The 15,600-nt window shown below is 70.3% G+C and carries 15 protein-coding genes and 3 tRNA genes; 7 read left to right on the plus strand and 11 right to left on the minus strand.

The window, feature by feature from the left end; genetic code table 11:
* Positions 1-17 precede the first annotated feature (17 nt).
* Together GTY67_RS15495 and GTY67_RS15500 are read left to right on the plus strand one after the other, a co-directional pair.
* A tRNA-Asp gene (locus GTY67_RS15495) sits at positions 18-92 on the plus strand.
* Between the two features lie 160 nt (positions 93-252).
* The gene (locus GTY67_RS15500; RefSeq protein ID WP_161279079.1) at positions 253-549 is read left to right on the plus strand and encodes a DUF6274 family protein; all 297 of its coding nucleotides are present in this window, start codon (positions 253-255) and stop codon (positions 547-549) included.
* Positions 550-1,186: 637 nt separating this feature from the next.
* Here the strand turns inward: GTY67_RS15500 and bldC are convergent.
* Both bldC and GTY67_RS15510 read right to left on the minus strand, forming a co-directional pair.
* The gene (gene bldC / locus GTY67_RS15505; protein WP_003949541.1) at positions 1,187-1,393 is read right to left on the minus strand and encodes a developmental transcriptional regulator BldC; all 207 of its coding nucleotides are present in this window, start codon (positions 1,391-1,393) and stop codon (positions 1,187-1,189) included.
* A gap of 667 nt (positions 1,394-2,060) precedes the next feature.
* Entirely contained in the window at positions 2,061-2,906 is an 846-nt protein-coding gene (locus GTY67_RS15510) for a hypothetical protein (protein WP_093693556.1), read from the minus strand.
* 176 nt (positions 2,907-3,082) lie between these two features.
* Between GTY67_RS15510 and GTY67_RS15515 the strand changes: the two genes are divergently transcribed.
* A complete protein-coding gene (locus GTY67_RS15515) occupies positions 3,083-4,174 on the plus strand; it encodes a Glu/Leu/Phe/Val dehydrogenase dimerization domain-containing protein (protein ID WP_161279080.1) in 1,092 nt (363 codons plus the stop codon).
* A 281-nt stretch (positions 4,175-4,455) separates the two neighbouring features.
* Positions 4,456-4,713 carry a DUF3073 domain-containing protein gene (locus GTY67_RS15520; protein WP_073875479.1) on the plus strand — a complete coding sequence of 86 codons (258 nt, stop codon included), beginning with the start codon at positions 4,456-4,458 and terminating at the stop codon, positions 4,711-4,713.
* 136 nt (positions 4,714-4,849) lie between these two features.
* On the opposite strand, the gene purM is transcribed toward GTY67_RS15520, so the two are convergent.
* The 9 genes from purM to purS form a co-directional block, all read right to left on the minus strand.
* Positions 4,850-5,923, minus strand: coding sequence for a phosphoribosylformylglycinamidine cyclo-ligase (gene purM / locus GTY67_RS15525; RefSeq protein WP_161279081.1), 1,074 nt, complete (start codon positions 5,921-5,923; stop codon positions 4,850-4,852).
* 60 nt (positions 5,924-5,983) lie between these two features.
* The gene (gene purF, locus GTY67_RS15530; protein ID WP_030076797.1) at positions 5,984-7,510 is read right to left on the minus strand and encodes an amidophosphoribosyltransferase; all 1,527 of its coding nucleotides are present in this window, start codon (positions 7,508-7,510) and stop codon (positions 5,984-5,986) included.
* 331 nt (positions 7,511-7,841) lie between these two features.
* Entirely contained in the window at positions 7,842-8,711 is an 870-nt protein-coding gene (locus tag GTY67_RS15535; RefSeq protein WP_161279082.1) for an META domain-containing protein, read from the minus strand.
* A 50-nt stretch (positions 8,712-8,761) separates the two neighbouring features.
* Positions 8,762-9,565 (minus strand): maleylpyruvate isomerase family mycothiol-dependent enzyme, encoded by an 804-nt coding sequence (locus tag GTY67_RS15540; RefSeq protein WP_093693560.1) that lies wholly within the window; start codon positions 9,563-9,565, stop codon positions 8,762-8,764.
* Between the two features lie 10 nt (positions 9,566-9,575).
* Complete coding sequence (locus tag GTY67_RS15545) at positions 9,576-10,466, minus strand: M23 family metallopeptidase (protein WP_161279083.1); 891 nt, start codon at positions 10,464-10,466, stop codon at positions 9,576-9,578.
* 36 nt (positions 10,467-10,502) lie between these two features.
* The gene (locus GTY67_RS15550; RefSeq protein ID WP_093693562.1) at positions 10,503-11,027 is read right to left on the minus strand and encodes a helix-turn-helix domain-containing protein; all 525 of its coding nucleotides are present in this window, start codon (positions 11,025-11,027) and stop codon (positions 10,503-10,505) included.
* 119 nt (positions 11,028-11,146) lie between these two features.
* The gene (purL, locus tag GTY67_RS15555; protein ID WP_161279084.1) at positions 11,147-13,396 is read right to left on the minus strand and encodes a phosphoribosylformylglycinamidine synthase subunit PurL; all 2,250 of its coding nucleotides are present in this window, start codon (positions 13,394-13,396) and stop codon (positions 11,147-11,149) included.
* Positions 13,393-14,073, minus strand: coding sequence for a phosphoribosylformylglycinamidine synthase subunit PurQ (purQ, locus tag GTY67_RS15560; RefSeq protein ID WP_018513563.1), 681 nt, complete (start codon positions 14,071-14,073; stop codon positions 13,393-13,395). The genes purL and purQ overlap by 4 nt, the downstream gene beginning before the upstream one ends.
* A complete protein-coding gene (purS, locus tag GTY67_RS15565; protein ID WP_015610108.1) occupies positions 14,070-14,321 on the minus strand; it encodes a phosphoribosylformylglycinamidine synthase subunit PurS in 252 nt (83 codons plus the stop codon). Before purS ends, purQ begins: the two co-directional genes overlap by 4 nt.
* Positions 14,322-14,743: 422 nt before the next feature.
* Here purS and GTY67_RS15570 point away from each other — a divergent pair, with 422 nt between their 5' ends.
* The 3 genes from GTY67_RS15570 (at position 14,744) to GTY67_RS15580 (ending at position 15,553) form a co-directional block, all read left to right on the plus strand.
* Positions 14,744-15,079 (plus strand): Lsr2 family protein, encoded by a 336-nt coding sequence (locus tag GTY67_RS15570; RefSeq protein ID WP_093693564.1) that lies wholly within the window; start codon positions 14,744-14,746, stop codon positions 15,077-15,079.
* 247 nt (positions 15,080-15,326) lie between these two features.
* A tRNA-Gly gene (locus GTY67_RS15575) sits at positions 15,327-15,398 on the plus strand.
* Positions 15,399-15,477: 79 nt separating this feature from the next.
* Positions 15,478-15,553: transfer RNA gene (locus GTY67_RS15580), tRNA-Gly, on the plus strand.
* Positions 15,554-15,600 lie beyond the last annotated feature (47 nt).

Here is a 15,600-nt window from a genome sequence, read left to right on the forward strand (position 1 = left end):
GGCAGCAGCGAAAACCTGGTCCTGTGGAGCAGTTTGGAGTGCTCGCCACCCTGTCAAGGTGGAGGCCGCGGGTTCAAATCCCGTCAGGACCGCAGTAGGAGAAAGCCCGGATCATCTCGATCCGGGCTTTCTCGCGTCCTGACGTGCCCTCGCACCCTTGACGGCGCCTTCCGCCGCGGGTACCCCGTAGAGACGAGGCCGCCCCTGTTTCCCTCGGCGAGAGGCGGCCGGGCTCACCGGGAGGTGGCTCGTATGTCCGCGTCCACAGCACGACACGAGACCCGCGCACTGCTCCGCGCCCATCTGGCCGCCGCTTACGGCTACGGCCACCTCACCCGCCACTGCCCGGTCTGCCACCGACTCCTGCGCCTGGCCATGGAGCCCGGGGACGGGGAGGGCGACACCAGGGAGACCCGTGGGCCGGAGGCGGCCCCGGAGCCTCCGCACGAGCCGCAGGAGCCCCGGGAGCGCGCCGGAAGCCCTTCGGCCGCCGGGAGCGCGCCCGCCGAGCCGGCCGGGGACGAGGACGAAAGACCCTCCACTCCATGACCATCGGCCGGATGATTCCGCGTCCGGACAGTGGCAGGCTCGTAGTTGGCAAGCATCAGGCAGTGTGACGGGTGTCACCGAAAGAGTTTTCAGACCGGGGTACTTTACGCCTGTCCTACAACTGGCGAATTTAATATGTGCAATTGCACCGCCCCGACCGTTCGGCCGGACCGTTCCGTCCGGGGCTGTCCCACCGAGTCCGGGACGCTCACCCACACTCCCGCACAGACCCGCTCACAGACCCACGAAGGGCGCCGGGACGGACGGCGGCCACTGCGCAGCGCGGGCCGCAGAGGGCCCGGAAGCCGACCGACCACCCGGTTATCGGTCACCCGTTCCGGGGCCCCGCAGAGGGTGTGAGAGGGGCGTACGGGGGCACGAGAGCCCTCGGTGGTGTGATGCCGGCCCAGGGGCCAGGACGTCGAAAAGGGCCGCGGAGCCCGGGACATAAAAAGATCGCGCTGGACCCGGCGGAGTCCAGCGCGATCAAAAACGACGCACCCGTACACAGGTATGACGCCCGTTGGGGCAGGCGTCCGTCGAAGTGGAGCTATGCAGGGGCGGCCTGGGGTTGGGGGACCTGGCGGCTGCCCGGTTGTGATGCTGTGCTGCTGTTGAGCTGCGTGACAGGGGTGTGTCAGGCCTCGCTGCGCTGCTGCGGAATACCCGCAAGCAGTGCGCGGACCTCTGCCTCGCGGTACCGGCGATGTCCACCGAGCGTGCGGATGGACGTGAGCTTGCCAGCCTTGGCCCAACGGGTGACCGTCTTCGGGTCCACGCGGAACATCGTGGCAACCTCAGCCGGGGTCAGCAGCGGCTCGGCATCAGGGGTGCGAGCGGTCATGAGCGGCCTCCTCGGGAGAACCGAACCTTCTCGGTTCTTTCCTCTAAATTCTGCACCTTGACCCGCGTTGCCCGAAATGGCGGACGCGGGCCGAGTCGGTTATAGGACGAACGGCTTGTCCTCGGCACTACAACTACACCATCCGTCCAGCCGCGTCGGCCAAACCGATGGAATTGCCCTCCCAGGTGTTCATCAGCGACGGAAGCCGATGGACCATGCCATAGCGGACAGTCACACCACCGTGACGATCAGTCACAGAGCGATCAGGAGTCGTCAGACCCCCCATAGAGTGCAATGCTGAGTATTCCGCCCTTACTTGGACGGAAGGAGCCCTCCCCGGACTCCTTGTCCTATTTTGGCACGAGGAGTAGGGATGGGCGCAAGGGCCCCGTTAGTGCTATCCATCACGCTTGAGGCAAAGGCCCGGTTCGGGACGTAGGTCCTGGGTCGGAAGGCGTACGCTGCCGCCCCACCCACCACACGTGCCACACGGGACGCAGGTTCACGGCCCGTCAATTCCCCTTCGCGGCCCCTGCCCAGGCGATCCGGCCGGCTCCCTCGCCGGGCTCGCTCTCCTCCTCCTTCCCGCCCGATCGGCCTTCCGTTCCGTCCTGGATGAAGGATGCCCCGGTTCCGTCACGTTGATGCCGCTGTGGGTCTTTTCACGTCAATTGGTGAACTGGCGGTCCCGGACCGCCCGCCACCGCTCCGCGAGCCGCGCGTACGCCGCTCCGGCGCCCTCGCTGTCGCCGTTCCCCAGCGCGGTGAGCCCCTCGGCCACATCCGCCGCCGACCGGTCCCCGGCCAGCTGCTCGGCGGAGAGCGCGTGCACCAGGCCCCCGTAGTCCAGCTCCACCAGCGAGTGCGGATGGAACTCCTCCAGCCAGCGCCCCACGTCCACCAGGCCCTCGACGAGCGGCCCGTCGGTGACGTTCTCCCGCAGCGTCCGCAGCCCCCGGGCCAGCCGGCGCCGCGCCTCCACCATCGGCGTCCGGTAGCGCAGCACCGGCTCCCCGCCCTCGCCGTCCGCCGCCGTGTACTCCCGCTCCTCGTCCCGGAAGAGGACGAACCACCGCACCGGGACCTGCCACACCGTCGTACGGATCCACGGCCGCGCGTCCGGGTTCCGGCGCCGCCAGCGCTCGTGGTCGGCCTGCGCCTGGCCCCGCACCACCTCGGGCAGCAGGGCGTCCAGCACGTTGGCCGGAAACATTCCCCCCAGCTCCTCCAGTGCGAGCCACCCCCGCAGCCGGGTCCGCCACGGGCAGACGCACACCACCCCGTACAGCTCCGCCACGAACGCGTCGCCGCTCTCGTGCACGGGCACCCCGACCGGCGGCACCGGCACCAAGTCGGCGAGCGAGCGGCGCAGTTCGTCCTGGGCCGTGGGCAGCACGGAACGCTCGGCGTAACGGGCCCAGTGACTGCGCTCGGGCTCCGCGAAGGCGGCGAGCGGCTCGTACACCCGGAGGTACGACGTGTAAGGGACGAGCACTGAAGACACCACCGACATGCAGCGCATCGTGCCACGCCGGTACACCCCCTTGGGGTGATCCTCGGCACGGGGGCAGATCCGCGCCGCCGGAGGACTTACGCTCTTGCCCATCGGACCGGCCGTGCCGGTCGGTCCGGAGGCCCTCCCCACCCCTAGGAGGGCCTCCCGCCGCTTCGTACTTGGGAGTCACCACAGTGACCGATGTGACTGACGGCGTCCTGCACACCCTGTTCCACTCGGATCAGGGGGGTCACGAGCAAGTCGTGATCTGCCAGGACCGTGCCACCGGCCTCAAGGCCGTCATCGCCCTCCACAACACCGCCCTCGGCCCCGGCCTCGGCGGCACCCGCTTCTACCCGTACGCCACCGAGGCCGAGGCCCTCGCCGACGCGCTGAACCTCTCGCGCGGGATGTCGTACAAGAACGCCCTGGCCGGACTCGACCACGGCGGCGGCAAGGCCGTCATCATCGGCGACCCGGAGAAGATCGAGGCCTCGCAAAAAACTGAACTCCTCCTGGCCTACGGCCGGTTCGTCGCCTCGCTCGGCGGGCGCTACGTCACCGCCTGCGACGTCGGCACCTACGTCGCCGACATGGACATCGTCGCCCGGGAGTGCCGCTGGACCACCGGCCGCTCCCCCGAGAACGGCGGCGCCGGCGACTCCTCCGTCCTCACCGCCTTCGGTGTCTTCCAGGGCATGCGGGCCTCGGCCCAGCACCTGTGGGGCGACCCGACGCTGCGCGGCCGCAAGGTCGGCGTCGCCGGGGTCGGCAAGGTGGGCCACCACCTCGTCGAACACCTGCTCTCCGACGGGGCCGAGGTCGTGATCACCGACGTCCGCGAGGAGTCGGTGCGCCGCATCACCGATCTGCACCCCGAGGTCACCGTGGCGGCCGGCACCGAGGCGCTGATCCGCACCGAGGGCCTCGACATCTACGCGCCCTGTGCGCTCGGCGGCGCGCTGAACGACGAGACCGTCCCGGTCCTCACCGCGAAGGTGGTCTGCGGCGCGGCCAACAACCAGCTGGCCCACCCGGGCGTCGAGAAGGACCTGGCCGACCGGTCGGTTCTCTACGCCCCCGACTACGTGGTCAACGCCGGTGGCGTGATCCAGGTCGCCGACGAGCTCAACGGGTTCGACTTCGACCGGTGCAAGGCGAAGGCGGCGAAGATCTTCGACACCACGCTGGAAATATTCGCACGTGCGAAGGCGGACGGCATTCCGCCCGCCGCGGCGGCCGACCGGATCGCCGAGCAGCGGATGGCCGAGGCGCGCGGCCGCTGACGCGCACACGTACGACCCGCGGGCCGGTGGGAGACAAGACTCACGCCGGTCGGCGGGTCGTGCGTACAGAAGAGGTTAAAATCGCAGTTGACCAGCGGGGACGGGGCTCCTCACTGGCCCTGCACCGGGGCGCAAGACGCGGGCGGCGTACCGTATGGCCTTGGAAGCAGGTACCGTTAAAGCCCTACGGGCGCGGTCTCTCTGTCGAGAGTCCGTCCTGAAACATGAACGCGTGTCAAGACTCTGGGGCCGTCGAGCCCCGTCACCGAGGGGGTCGAGCCATGGGGCGCGGCCGGGCAAAGGCCAAGCAGACCAAGGTCGCCCGCCAGCTGAAGTACAGCAGCGGCGGGACGGACCTGTCGCGTCTGGCCAATGAGCTGGGCGCATCGCCTTCGAGTCAGCCACCGAACGCCGAGCCGTTCGAGGACGACGACGAGGAAGATGACCCGTACGCACAGTACGCGGATCGCTACAACAAGGACGATGACGAGGATCAGGACGATCAGTCCGGTCCGTCGTCACAGCGCCGCGGCGCTTGACCTCGCGCTGACACATCAACCCGGTCCGGGCCTGCCCCGGGCCGGGTTCTGTGTGTCCTGATCCGGTCCGGAGCGGCTCCTGAGGGGTGCGGTGCGCCGGGCTTCCCGCCCGGCGCACCCACCGGCGTACGACTGCTCAGCGTGCGTAGCTGCCCGTCAGCTCGGCGCCCGTGGTGTGGTCGCCGCGGTCGGTGATCTCACCGGCGACCCAGGAGTCGACCCCGCGGTCGGCCAGGGTCGTCAGCGCGGCGTCCACCGAGTCGGCCGGGACGATCGCGATCATGCCGACGCCCATGTTCAGCGTCTTCTCCAGCTCCAGCTGCTCCACCTGACCGGCCTTGCCGACGAGGTCGAAGACCGCGCCCGGCGTCCAGGTGGAGCGGTCCACGGTGGCGTGCAGCCCGTCCGGGATGACCCGGGCCAGGTTGTTCGCCAGGCCGCCGCCGGTGACGTGGCTGAAGCCGTGCACCTCGGTCGTCCGGGTGAGCGCCAGGCAGTCCAGCGAGTAGATCCGGGTCGGCTCCAGCAGCTCCTCGCCGAGCGTCCGGCCGAACTCCTCGACCTCGCGGTCCAGCGTCCAGCCGGCCCGGTCGAAGACCACGTGGCGGACGAGCGAGTACCCGTTCGAGTGAAGACCGGAGGACGCCATCGCGATGACGGCGTCACCCTTGCGGATACGGTCCGGGCCGAGCAGCCGGTCGGCCTCGACCACGCCCGTACCGGCGCCGGCGACGTCGAAGTCGTCCGGGCCCAGCAGACCCGGGTGCTCGGCGGTCTCGCCGCCGACCAGGGCGCAGCCCGCGAGGACGCAGCCCTCGGCGATGCCCTTCACGATCGCCGCGACACGCTCGGGGTGCACCTTGCCGACGCAGATGTAGTCGGTCATGAAGAGCGGCTCGGCACCGCAGACGACGAGGTCGTCCACGACCATGCCGACGAGGTCGTGGCCGATGGTGTCGTACACGCCCATCTGACGCGCCAGGTCCACCTTGGTCCCGACACCGTCGGTGGCGGAGGCGAGCAGCGGACGCTCGTAGCGCTTGAGCGCCGAGGCGTCGAAGAGGCCGGCGAAACCGCCGAGCCCGCCGAGGCCCGCGACCTCGGGGCGCTGCGTCTTCTTCACCCACTCCTTCATCAACTCGACGGCACGGTCACCGGCTTCGATGTCGACGCCGGCCGCCGCGTAGGAGGCACCTGTTGTCTCAGACATGGCCTGGGATCTTTCGTGTGGAGATACGGGGCTGGTGGGAGGGGCGGCGGCGCGTCCGGGTCACGGACGGCGCAGCGCGTCGGCCGCGGCGGTGGCCGCGGGTCCTGCCGCCAGCTCGGTCTCCAGCAGCTGCTTGCCGAGCAGCTCCGGGTCCGGGAGGTCCATGGGGTACTCACCGTCGAAGCAGGCGCGGCACAGGTTGGGCTTGTCGATCGTGGTCGCCTCGATCATGGAGTCGATCGAGATGTACGAGAGGGAGTCGGCCCCCATCGAGGTGCAGATCTCGTCCACGGTCATGCCGTTGGCGATCAGCTCGGCGCGGGTGGCGAAGTCGATCCCGAAGAAGCAGGGCCACTTCACCGGCGGCGAGGAGATCCGGATGTGGATCTCGGCGGCCCCGGCCTCGCGGAGCATCCGGACCAGGGCGCGCTGGGTGTTGCCGCGGACGATCGAGTCGTCGACGACCACCAGGCGCTTGCCCTTGATGACTTCCTTCAGCGGGTTCAGCTTGAGCCGGATACCGAGCTGGCGGATGGTCTGCGAGGGCTGGATGAAGGTCCGGCCGACGTAGGCGTTCTTCACCAGTCCGGCGCCGAACGGGATGCCGCTGGCCTCCGCGTACCCGATCGCGGCGGGGGTGCCGGATTCCGGGGTCGCTATGACCAGATCGGCCTCGACGGGGGCTTCGGCGGCCAGCTTGCGGCCCATCTCCACCCGGGAGAGGTAGACGTTCCGGCCGGCGATGTCGGTGTCGGGACGGGCCAGGTAGACGTACTCGAAGACACAGCCCTTGGGCTTCGCTTCTGCGAAGCGGGAGGTGCGCAGACCGTTCTCGTCGATGGCGACGAGCTCGCCCGGCTCGATCTCGCGTACGTAGCTGGCGCCGCAGATGTCGAGGGCGGCGGACTCGGAGGCGACCACCCAGCCGCGCTCCAGGCGGCCGAGCACCAGCGGGCGGATGCCCTGCGGGTCACGGGCGGCGTAGAGGGTGTGCTCGTCCATGAAGACGAGCGAGAACGCGCCCTTGACGTCGGGGAGCACCTTGGCGGCGGCTTCCTCGATGGTCAGCGGCTTGTCGTCCTCGTCGCGCTGCCCGGCGAGCAGCGCGGTGACCAGGTCGGTGTCGTTGGTCGCGGCGACCTGGGTGGCGCGGCCGTCCTTGCGGGGGAGGTCGGCGACCATCTCCGCGAGCTGGGCCGTGTTGACCAGGTTCCCGTTGTGGCCGAGGGCGATCGAGCCGTGCGCGGTGGCACGGAACGTCGGCTGCGCGTTCTCCCACACCGAGGCACCGGTGGTGGAGTAGCGGGCATGACCGACCGCGATATGGCCCTGGAGGGAACCCAGAGACGTTTCGTCGAAGACCTGCGAGACCAGTCCCATGTCCTTGAAGACCAGGATCTGGGACCCGTTGCTCACTGCGATGCCCGCGGATTCCTGTCCGCGGTGCTGCAGGGCATACAGTCCGAAATAGGTGAGCTTGGCGACCTCTTCACCCGGAGCCCAGACACCGAAGACGCCACAAGCGTCCTGGGGGCCTTTCTCTCCGGGGAGCAGGTCGTGGTTGAGTCGTCCATCACCACGGGGCACGGCACCGAGTGTAGGCGAGATCGACCACTGGTCCGAATTGGGGACCGGTCGGCAAAGCCGGTGCGGATCACGGGGAACGGGTGCGCGCGCCGGACCGGGCGGGCGATTCGCGGGACTTCGGACGGTCACGGTGAGTGACCGCAGGGCGGGCGTCACGGGCCCCGAGGTGCGGGCGCGGGGCTCACTGACGGGCCGGGAGGCCGGTTACCGACCGGTAGGAACGGTGGGCCGCGACCGTCCGGCCGTGGCGCTCGGTGAACCCGCCCCGAGCCCGCCCCGGCCACTGGCCGAACGCTCGTTTCGTGGTGAGCCTCACACCGGGGAGCCGGCCTCAGCCGTGTTCCTGGCCGCCCCCGGTCGTCGCTTCCTGGGTGCCCCCGGTCTTCGCCGGGGTGGCCGTGGCGCCGAGGCCCTTGCCGTCCTTGGAGGTGACGGTGAGCGTGGAGCCCTTGATCGTGTACGTCGCCGGGCCGTCCAGGGCCGCGAGGACCGCGCGCTCCACCTTCATCTCGGCCTCCGGGCACATCTTCCGGGTACCGGCCGGCGGGCCGAAGGTGATCGCGGAGCCCTTGACCTCGGCCGTGCCGTGGAAGGAGTTGCAGCCGGAGTTGCCGTGCACGGTGCCGTCCTCGCCGAAGGTCAGGTGGGGCACCCGGTCCTCGGGGAGGTCGGCGGGCACGGAGGTCGCCGTCTCACCGCTGAGCAGGGTGTTCACCGCCCACCGGGTGCCCACCAGGTCGGCCGCCTTCTCCTCGCTGAGCGCGATGGTGTCGCCGCCCTCGGTGGTGAGGGTCAGCTTCTCGCCGGAGAGCTTCGCGGTGAGCTCGCCGTCCATCACCGCGAGGGCGGCCTTCTCGGCCTTCTCGATGTCCTCGTCGCACGCCATCTGCGTGGAGACGGCCTTGCCGAAGGTGATCCGGTCGCCCTCGACCCGGGCGTCCGCGCCGATGTGGTTGCACCCGAAGTCGGCCTTGGCCCGGCCCTTCGGGTCGATCTCCAGCCGGGAGCCCTCCGGGGCCTCGGTCTTCTTCCCGCCGACGGTCATGGAGTCGACGCTCCACGCCACCCCCGTGACGGGCACATCGCTCTGCACGGTGTCGCCGCCGTCGCCGCCGGAGCCGGAACCCGACTCCGTACCGCAGGCGGCGAGGGTGAGGAGGGCCAGGACGCTGACGCTGACTGCCATACGTTGTGTGTGCATGGCGATGGGACGGGACGGGCCCCCGATCCGGTTCCGTCGCCGGGGGCGCGTCAGCCCATCAGGGGCAGCAGCTCCGCCAGATCGGCCCGCTCGCCACTGGCGCTTACCTCGGCGTTCTCCAAGGCCCGCGCCCATTCCGTACGTCCGGTGGCGAGGCGGAGCCAGGTCAGCGGAGCGGTCTCCACGACGTTGGGCGGGGTGCCCCGGGTGTGCTTGGGGCCGCCGATGCACTGCACCACGGCGAACGGCGGGACGCGCACCTCCACCGAACCGCCGGGCGCCCGGTCCGCGAGGGTGTCCGCCAGCAGCCGGGTGCAGGCGGCCAGCGCCTGGCGGTCGTACGGGATCTCCAGGCCGAGCGCCTCGTTCAGGTCGTCCGTGTGGACGGTCAACTCGACGGTCCGGGTCACCAGGAAGTCGGCCAGCCGCATGGAGCCGACCCGGGTGGGCAGCAGCCGCTCCCCCGTGCCGGAGGCCGGGACGTCCGCGAGGAAGCCCGCCTCCACCTCCTCGTACAGCGTGGCCAGGTCGGGGCGGCCGGTCGCCAGCTCCTCGACGTCCTCGGCGATCCGGGCGGCGTACGCGGCGGTGGCGGGCGGCCACTGAAGGAGCGTGAGCCCGGGCTTGGGCCCGGGCGGCTCCGGCAGGGCCAGGGACCGGCTCACGCTGCCGAGGACCATCGCCACATGGGCGGCCAGCTCGCGCACCGTCCAGTCGCCGAGCCGGGTCGGCCGGGCGAGCTGCTCGGGCGTCAACGTCACTACGGCGTCGCGGACATGGCCGAACTGGGCCAGGACCGCCGTCCGGGTCCTGAGGTGGTCGTAGGCGCGGGGGCGCTTCTTGGCCGGGGGCATGGGGGCGAGACTAACCGGCTCCACCGACATCGCCCGGCCGGACCTGCTCGGCCCGCTCCCCCACGGTGAACGTCTCGCCGCCTGCCGGGACTCCGACGCCCCGCCAGGTGAACGGAACGCCCCGGGCGTCATCGGGGTCCGGGCCGTCCATCAGGTGGAAGTGGAGGTGGGGTTCGGTGGTGTTGCCGGAGTTCCCGACGCGGGCGATCTCCTGCCCGGCCCGGACGGTGTCCCCGGCCTTCACCTGGAGCGAGCCGCGCCGGATGTGCGCGTAGGCCGCGTACGTACCGTCGCCGAGGTCCAGGATCACGTGGTTGCCGAGGACCCGGTGGACGCCCAGGACCGACCGCACGTTCCCCTCGATGAGCATCAGATAGGCGAGCGCGGGCAGCGAGTTGCGGCTCAGGTGGTCGCGCTGGCCGTCGCTCACCCGGACGACGGTGGCATCCGCCACGGCGAGCAGCGGGGCGCCGAAGGCCGGGAAGTCGCGGTTGCGGCGGACGACCGGCCAGAGCCACCGGAACGCGGGGCGGGCCTGGGCCTCACCGCCCTCGCCACCGCCCTCGTCCTCCCGCTCGGCCACGATGTCGATCGCGTACGTCTGCCCGTAGATGTGCGTCCCGTGGCTCGGCACCTTGTCCGCCGGGCTGTTCAGGGCCGTCCAGCGGCCGCTCACCGGTGGGGCCACCTCGACCGGGCCGCGCGGCTCGCCCCGGGGTGCGGCGGCCCGGGCCTGGAGGGTCATCACGGCCGCCATGAGGACGAGGACGACCCCGGCGGGCAGCAGGGTGGTCGCCCACCCGGGTCCGGGCAGATCCGTGACGAACTCGCTGATCACCAGCGCGATCAGGACCAGCCAGGACAGCCGCAGGGCGGTCGCGAGGACGGTGCGGACGGACATGTCTCCCCTTGTTTGTCGCTGCTTTTCGCGTTGGTTCTAGGGCCGCGCCGCCGTCAGCACCACCAGCAGCGGCACCACCCGGGCGGCCGGCACCTCGTACCGGCCGCGGCCGGTCGTGTGCAGCCAGCCCGTGCCGGTCAGCTGGCGCAGGTGGTGGTAGATCTGGCCGGTGGTGCCGACCGCGTCGAGTGCGGCCAGTTCGGCGGCGGTACGGCGGCCGCCGAGGATCTCGCGGAGCAGGCGCAGCCGTACCGGGTGGCCGAGGGCGGCGAGCGAGTCCGCCGTGGCCGACGGGTCGTCACCGTCCTCGCCCGCCTCTTCGAGGAGAGCGCCGGTGAGGGCGCCGTACTGCCACTCGTAACTCTCGCCGGTGGGCAGCCGGACCGCTCCGGTGAAGAGCACTCCCCCGTCGGCGGCTGTCTCCCCGACGTCGGCGAGCTGCTGTTTCAGCCCGTTCAGCGCCCAGAAGTCGCCGTCGCCCAGGCGGGGGGACTCGCGGTCCTGCCGCTCCAGCGCCGTGAGCCGCCGCTCCAGCTCGGCGACCCGCTGCTCCAGCTCCAGCTCCATGACACCAACCTTACGTAATTACGTAATTCTTGACAACAGCTGTGGGGAAAGGCCGAAGCCCCCGCCCGGATGACCCGGTCGGGGGCTTCGGAAAACGCCGGTCGGCGCGCGGCTCAGGCGAGCAGCGCCGGGATCGTCGCCTCGTGTGCCGTACGGAGCTCGCTCAGCGGGATGCTGAACTCGCCCTGGATCTCGATCTCTTCGCCGTCCACGACACCGATGCGGGCGACGGGCAGACCGCGCGCCCCGCACATGTCGTTGAAGCGGAGCTCCTCGCTGCGCGGGACCGCGACGACCGCGCGCCCCGCCGACTCGGAGAAGAGGAACGTGAACGTGTCCAGGCCGTCCGGCACGACCAGCCGGGCACCCTTCCCGCCGCGCAGGCAGGACTCGGTGACCGCCTGGATCAGGCCGCCGTCGCTCAGGTCGTGCGCGGCGTCGATCATGCCGTCGCGCGAGGCGGAGATGAGGATCTCGGCGAGCAGCTTCTCGCGGCCGAGGTCCACCTTGGGCGGCAGGCCGCCGAGGTGGTTGTGGACGACCTCGGACCACGCCGAGCCGCCGAACTCCTCGGCCGTGTCGCCCAGCAGGTAGAGGAGCTGGCCCTCTTCCGCGAACGCGACCGGCGTACGCCGGGTGACGTCGTCGATCACACCGAGCACGGCCACGACCGGCGTCGGGTGGATCGCCGTCTCACCGGTCTGGTTGTAGAGCGAGACGTTGCCGCCGGTGACCGGGGTGCCCAGCTCCAGGCAGCCGTCCGCGAGACCACGGGTGGCCTCGGCGAACTGCCACATGACGTCCGGGTCCTCGGGGGAGCCGAAGTTGAGGCAGTCCGAGATGGCGAGCGGCTTGGCGCCGGAGGCGGCGACGTTGCGGTACGACTCCGCCAGCGCGAGCTGCGCGCCGGTGTACGGGTCCAGCTTGGCGTACCGGCCGTTGCCGTCGGTCGCCATGGCCACGCCCAGGTTGGAGTCGGCGTCGATGCGGACCATGCCCGCGTCCTCGGGCATCGCCAGCACGGTGTTGCCCTGCACGAAGCGGTCGTACTGGTCGGTGATCCACGCCTTGGAGGCCTGGTTCGGGGAGGCGACCAGCTTGAGGACCTGCTCGCGCAGCTCGGCCGCGTTCGCCGGGCGGGCGAGCTTTCCGGCGTCGTCCGCCTGGAGCGCGTCCTGCCAGGACGGGCGGGCGAACGGGCGGTGGTAGACCGGGCCGTCGTGGGCGACGGAGCGCGGGGGTACGTCCACGATCTGCTCGCCGTGCCAGAAGATCTCCAGCTGGGAGCCGTCGGTCACCTCACCGATGACGGTGGCGATGACGTCCCACTTCTCGCAGATCTCCAGGAAGCGGTCCACGTGCCGCGGCTCGACGATCGCGCACATGCGCTCCTGCGACTCGCTCATGAGGATCTCCTCGGGCGAGAGCGAGGAGTCGCGCAGCGGCACGGTGTCCAACTCGACGCGCATACCGCCGGAACCGGCGGAGGCCAGCTCGCTGGTGGCGCAGGAGAGCCCGGCGCCGCCGAGGTCCTGGATGCCCGCGACGAGCTTCTCCTTGAAGATCTCCAGGGTGCACTCGATGAGGAGCTTCTCCTGGAACGGGTCGCCGACCTGGACGGCCGGGCGCTTGGCCGGGCCGGTCGACTCGAAGGTCTCGCTCGCCAGCACGGAGACGCCGCCGATGCCGTCGCCGCCGGTGCGGGCGCCGTACAGGATGACCTTGTTGCCGGGGCCGGAAGCCTGCGCGAGGTGGATGTCCTCGTGCTTCATCACGCCGATGCAGCCGGCGTTGACCAGCGGGTTGCCCTGGTAGCAGGCGTCGAAGACGACCTCGCCGCCGATGTTGGGCAGGCCCAGGCAGTTGCCGTAGCCGCCGATGCCCGCGACGACGCCCGGCAGGACGCGCTTGGTGTCGGGGTGGTCGGCCGCGCCGAAGCGCAGCGGGTCGACGACCGCGATCGGGCGGGCGCCCATCGCGAGGATGTCGCGGACGATGCCGCCGATGCCGGTGGCCGCGCCCTGGTAGGGCTCGATGTACGAGGGGTGGTTGTGCGACTCGACCTTGAAGGTGACCGCGTACCCCTGGCCGACGTCGACGACGCCCGCGTTCTCCCCGATGCCGACGAGCATCGCGTCGTTGGCGGGGACCTTCTCGCCGAACTGCTTGAGGTGGACCTTGCTGCTCTTGTACGAGCAGTGCTCCGACCACATCACCGAGTACATGGCGAGCTCGGCGCCGGTGGGACGGCGGCCCAGGATCTCGCGGATCCGGGCGTACTCGTCCTCCTTGAGGCCGAGCTCCTTCCAGGGCTGCTCGGCGTCCGGGGTCTCGGCCGCGTGCTTGACCGTATCCAGGCTCATGCGTTGACCAGCTTCTTGATGATCGAGGTGAAGAAACCGAGGCCGTCGGTGCGGCCGGTGCCGATGAGCGGCTCCACGGCGTGCTCCGGGTGCGGCATCAGGCCGACGATGTTGCCCGCCGCGTTGGTGATGCCCGCGATGTCACGGAGCGAGCCGTTGGGGTTGCCGTCCAGGTAGCGGAAGGCGACGCGGCCCTCGGCCTCCAGCTCGTCGAGGGTGTGCTCGTCGGCGGTGTACCGGCCGTCCATGTTCTTGAGCGGGACCTTGATCTCCTGGCCGGCGCTGTAGTCCGAGGTCCAGGCGGTCTCCGCGTTCTCCACCCGCAGGCTCTGGTCGCGGCAGATGAAGTGGAGGTGGTTGTTGCGCAGCATCGCGCCGGGCAGCAGGTGCGCCTCGGTCAGGATCTGGAAGCCGTTGCAGATGCCGAGGACCGGCATACCGGCCTTCGCCTGCTCGATGAGCGGCTCCATCACCGGCGAGAACCGCGAGATCGCGCCGGCCCGCAGGTAGTCCCCGTAGGAGAAACCGCCGGCCAGGACGACCGCGTCGACCTGGTGCAGGTCCTTGTCGCGGTGCCAGAGGGATACGGGCTCCGCGCCCGCGATCCGGACGGCCCGCAGAGCGTCCTGATCGTCGAGGGTGCCGGGAAAAGTGACGACGCCGATACGGGTGGTCACTTCTCCTCCTCCACCTTCACGGTGAAGTCCTCGATGACGGTGTTGGCGAGGAAGGTCTCGGCCATCTCGTTAATACGGGCGAGGGCGGCGTCGTCCACCGGCCCCTCGACCTCCAGCTCGAAACGCTTTCCCTGACGAACGTCCGCGATTCCCTCAAAGCCGAGACGGGGCAGCGCACGCTGCACCGCCTGTCCCTGCGGGTCGAGGATCTCCGGCTTGAGCATGACGTCGACTACGACGCGTGCCACTGGCACTCCCGGTGTGGTGGTGTGGTGCGGCTGTCTCTCCGGGGGGTTCCCCAGACCCCCGCGGGTCCACTCAGCGTACCTGGCCGAAAATTCTACGCGGGTAGATATGGGACGGAACGGACGAGGCGGGGAGAGGGTGGGGGTTCCGCGCAGATCACGCCGGGATATCGGCCGCGACAACATGCGGGAAAAGTCCTGGGAAAAAAATCATGCGCCGGATTGCGCACGGACACGCGGATGTAATTGGCTGGGCTTCACAATGCGGTGTCCACCGCTGTACAAATGATTACCGGGGAAAGCAGCATTGCCCCGGGAACACCGGAACACTCGACATCAGTCGATCCGTATCCGCCTAACAGCCGGAAGGCCGGCCCACCGGCGCACGCACGACGCGCCGACGCCGTAGGAAAGGACCGATATCCGTGGCCCAGCGCGTAGTGGTTACGCTCTCCGACGACATCGACGGGGGAACAGCGGCGGAAACGGTCACCTTCGCCCTGGACGGGAAGACGTACGAGATCGACCTCAATCCCGCCAACGCGAAGAAACTGCGGAAGGCCCTGGCCCCTTACGTGGCGGCCGGCCGAAAGCAGACAAATGCCAGTAAGCACGGCAGGACCCCCGCGACGTACCACCACACCTCCCTCGCCCCGGACCCCGCGGCCGTCCGCGCCTGGGCCCGCTCGCACCGGATGGAGGTGCCGGCCCGCGGCCGGATCCCGAAGAAGGTGTACGAGGCGTTCAACGCCGCCGACTGAGGAGCGGGCCCCCGGGGCTCCGGCCCCGTCGGCGGACGCTCCGGAAGGCGGATGCTCCCGGCGGCGGACGCTCCGTCAGGCGGGTTGCGGGCGGGGGGCGCAGGGGCGGGGCCGGGGTCCGGGGAGCCGGTCGGCACCCCGCTCCGGGGGACCCGCCGGGAGCCGACTTGCGCGACACCCCCGCAGGTCGGCTAGAGTCTGGAGCACGCCGAGGGGCGAGGCCGAAAGGCCGGATCCCGAGCCGCGTGCGGGTGTAGTTCAGTAGTAGAACATCCCCCTTCCAGGGGGAAGGCGCAGTGTGCAATTCCTGTCACCCGCTCTGCACAACTCTTCGGACCACTCCGTTGGATCAGGTAGAGTAGTGCTCGCTCCACCGGTGAAAGCCGAGTGGCTGCACTGCGGACGTAGCTCAGTTGGTAGAGCGCAACCTTGCCAAGGTTGAGGTCGCCAGTTCGAACCTGGTCGTCCGCTCCACAGAGACAGAGGCCCTGACCGATTCCGGTCAGGGCCTCTGTCGTTCC

This window comes from Streptomyces sp. SID8374 (assembly GCF_009865135.1).
Classification (GTDB): Bacteria; Actinomycetota; Actinomycetes; order Streptomycetales; family Streptomycetaceae; genus Streptomyces.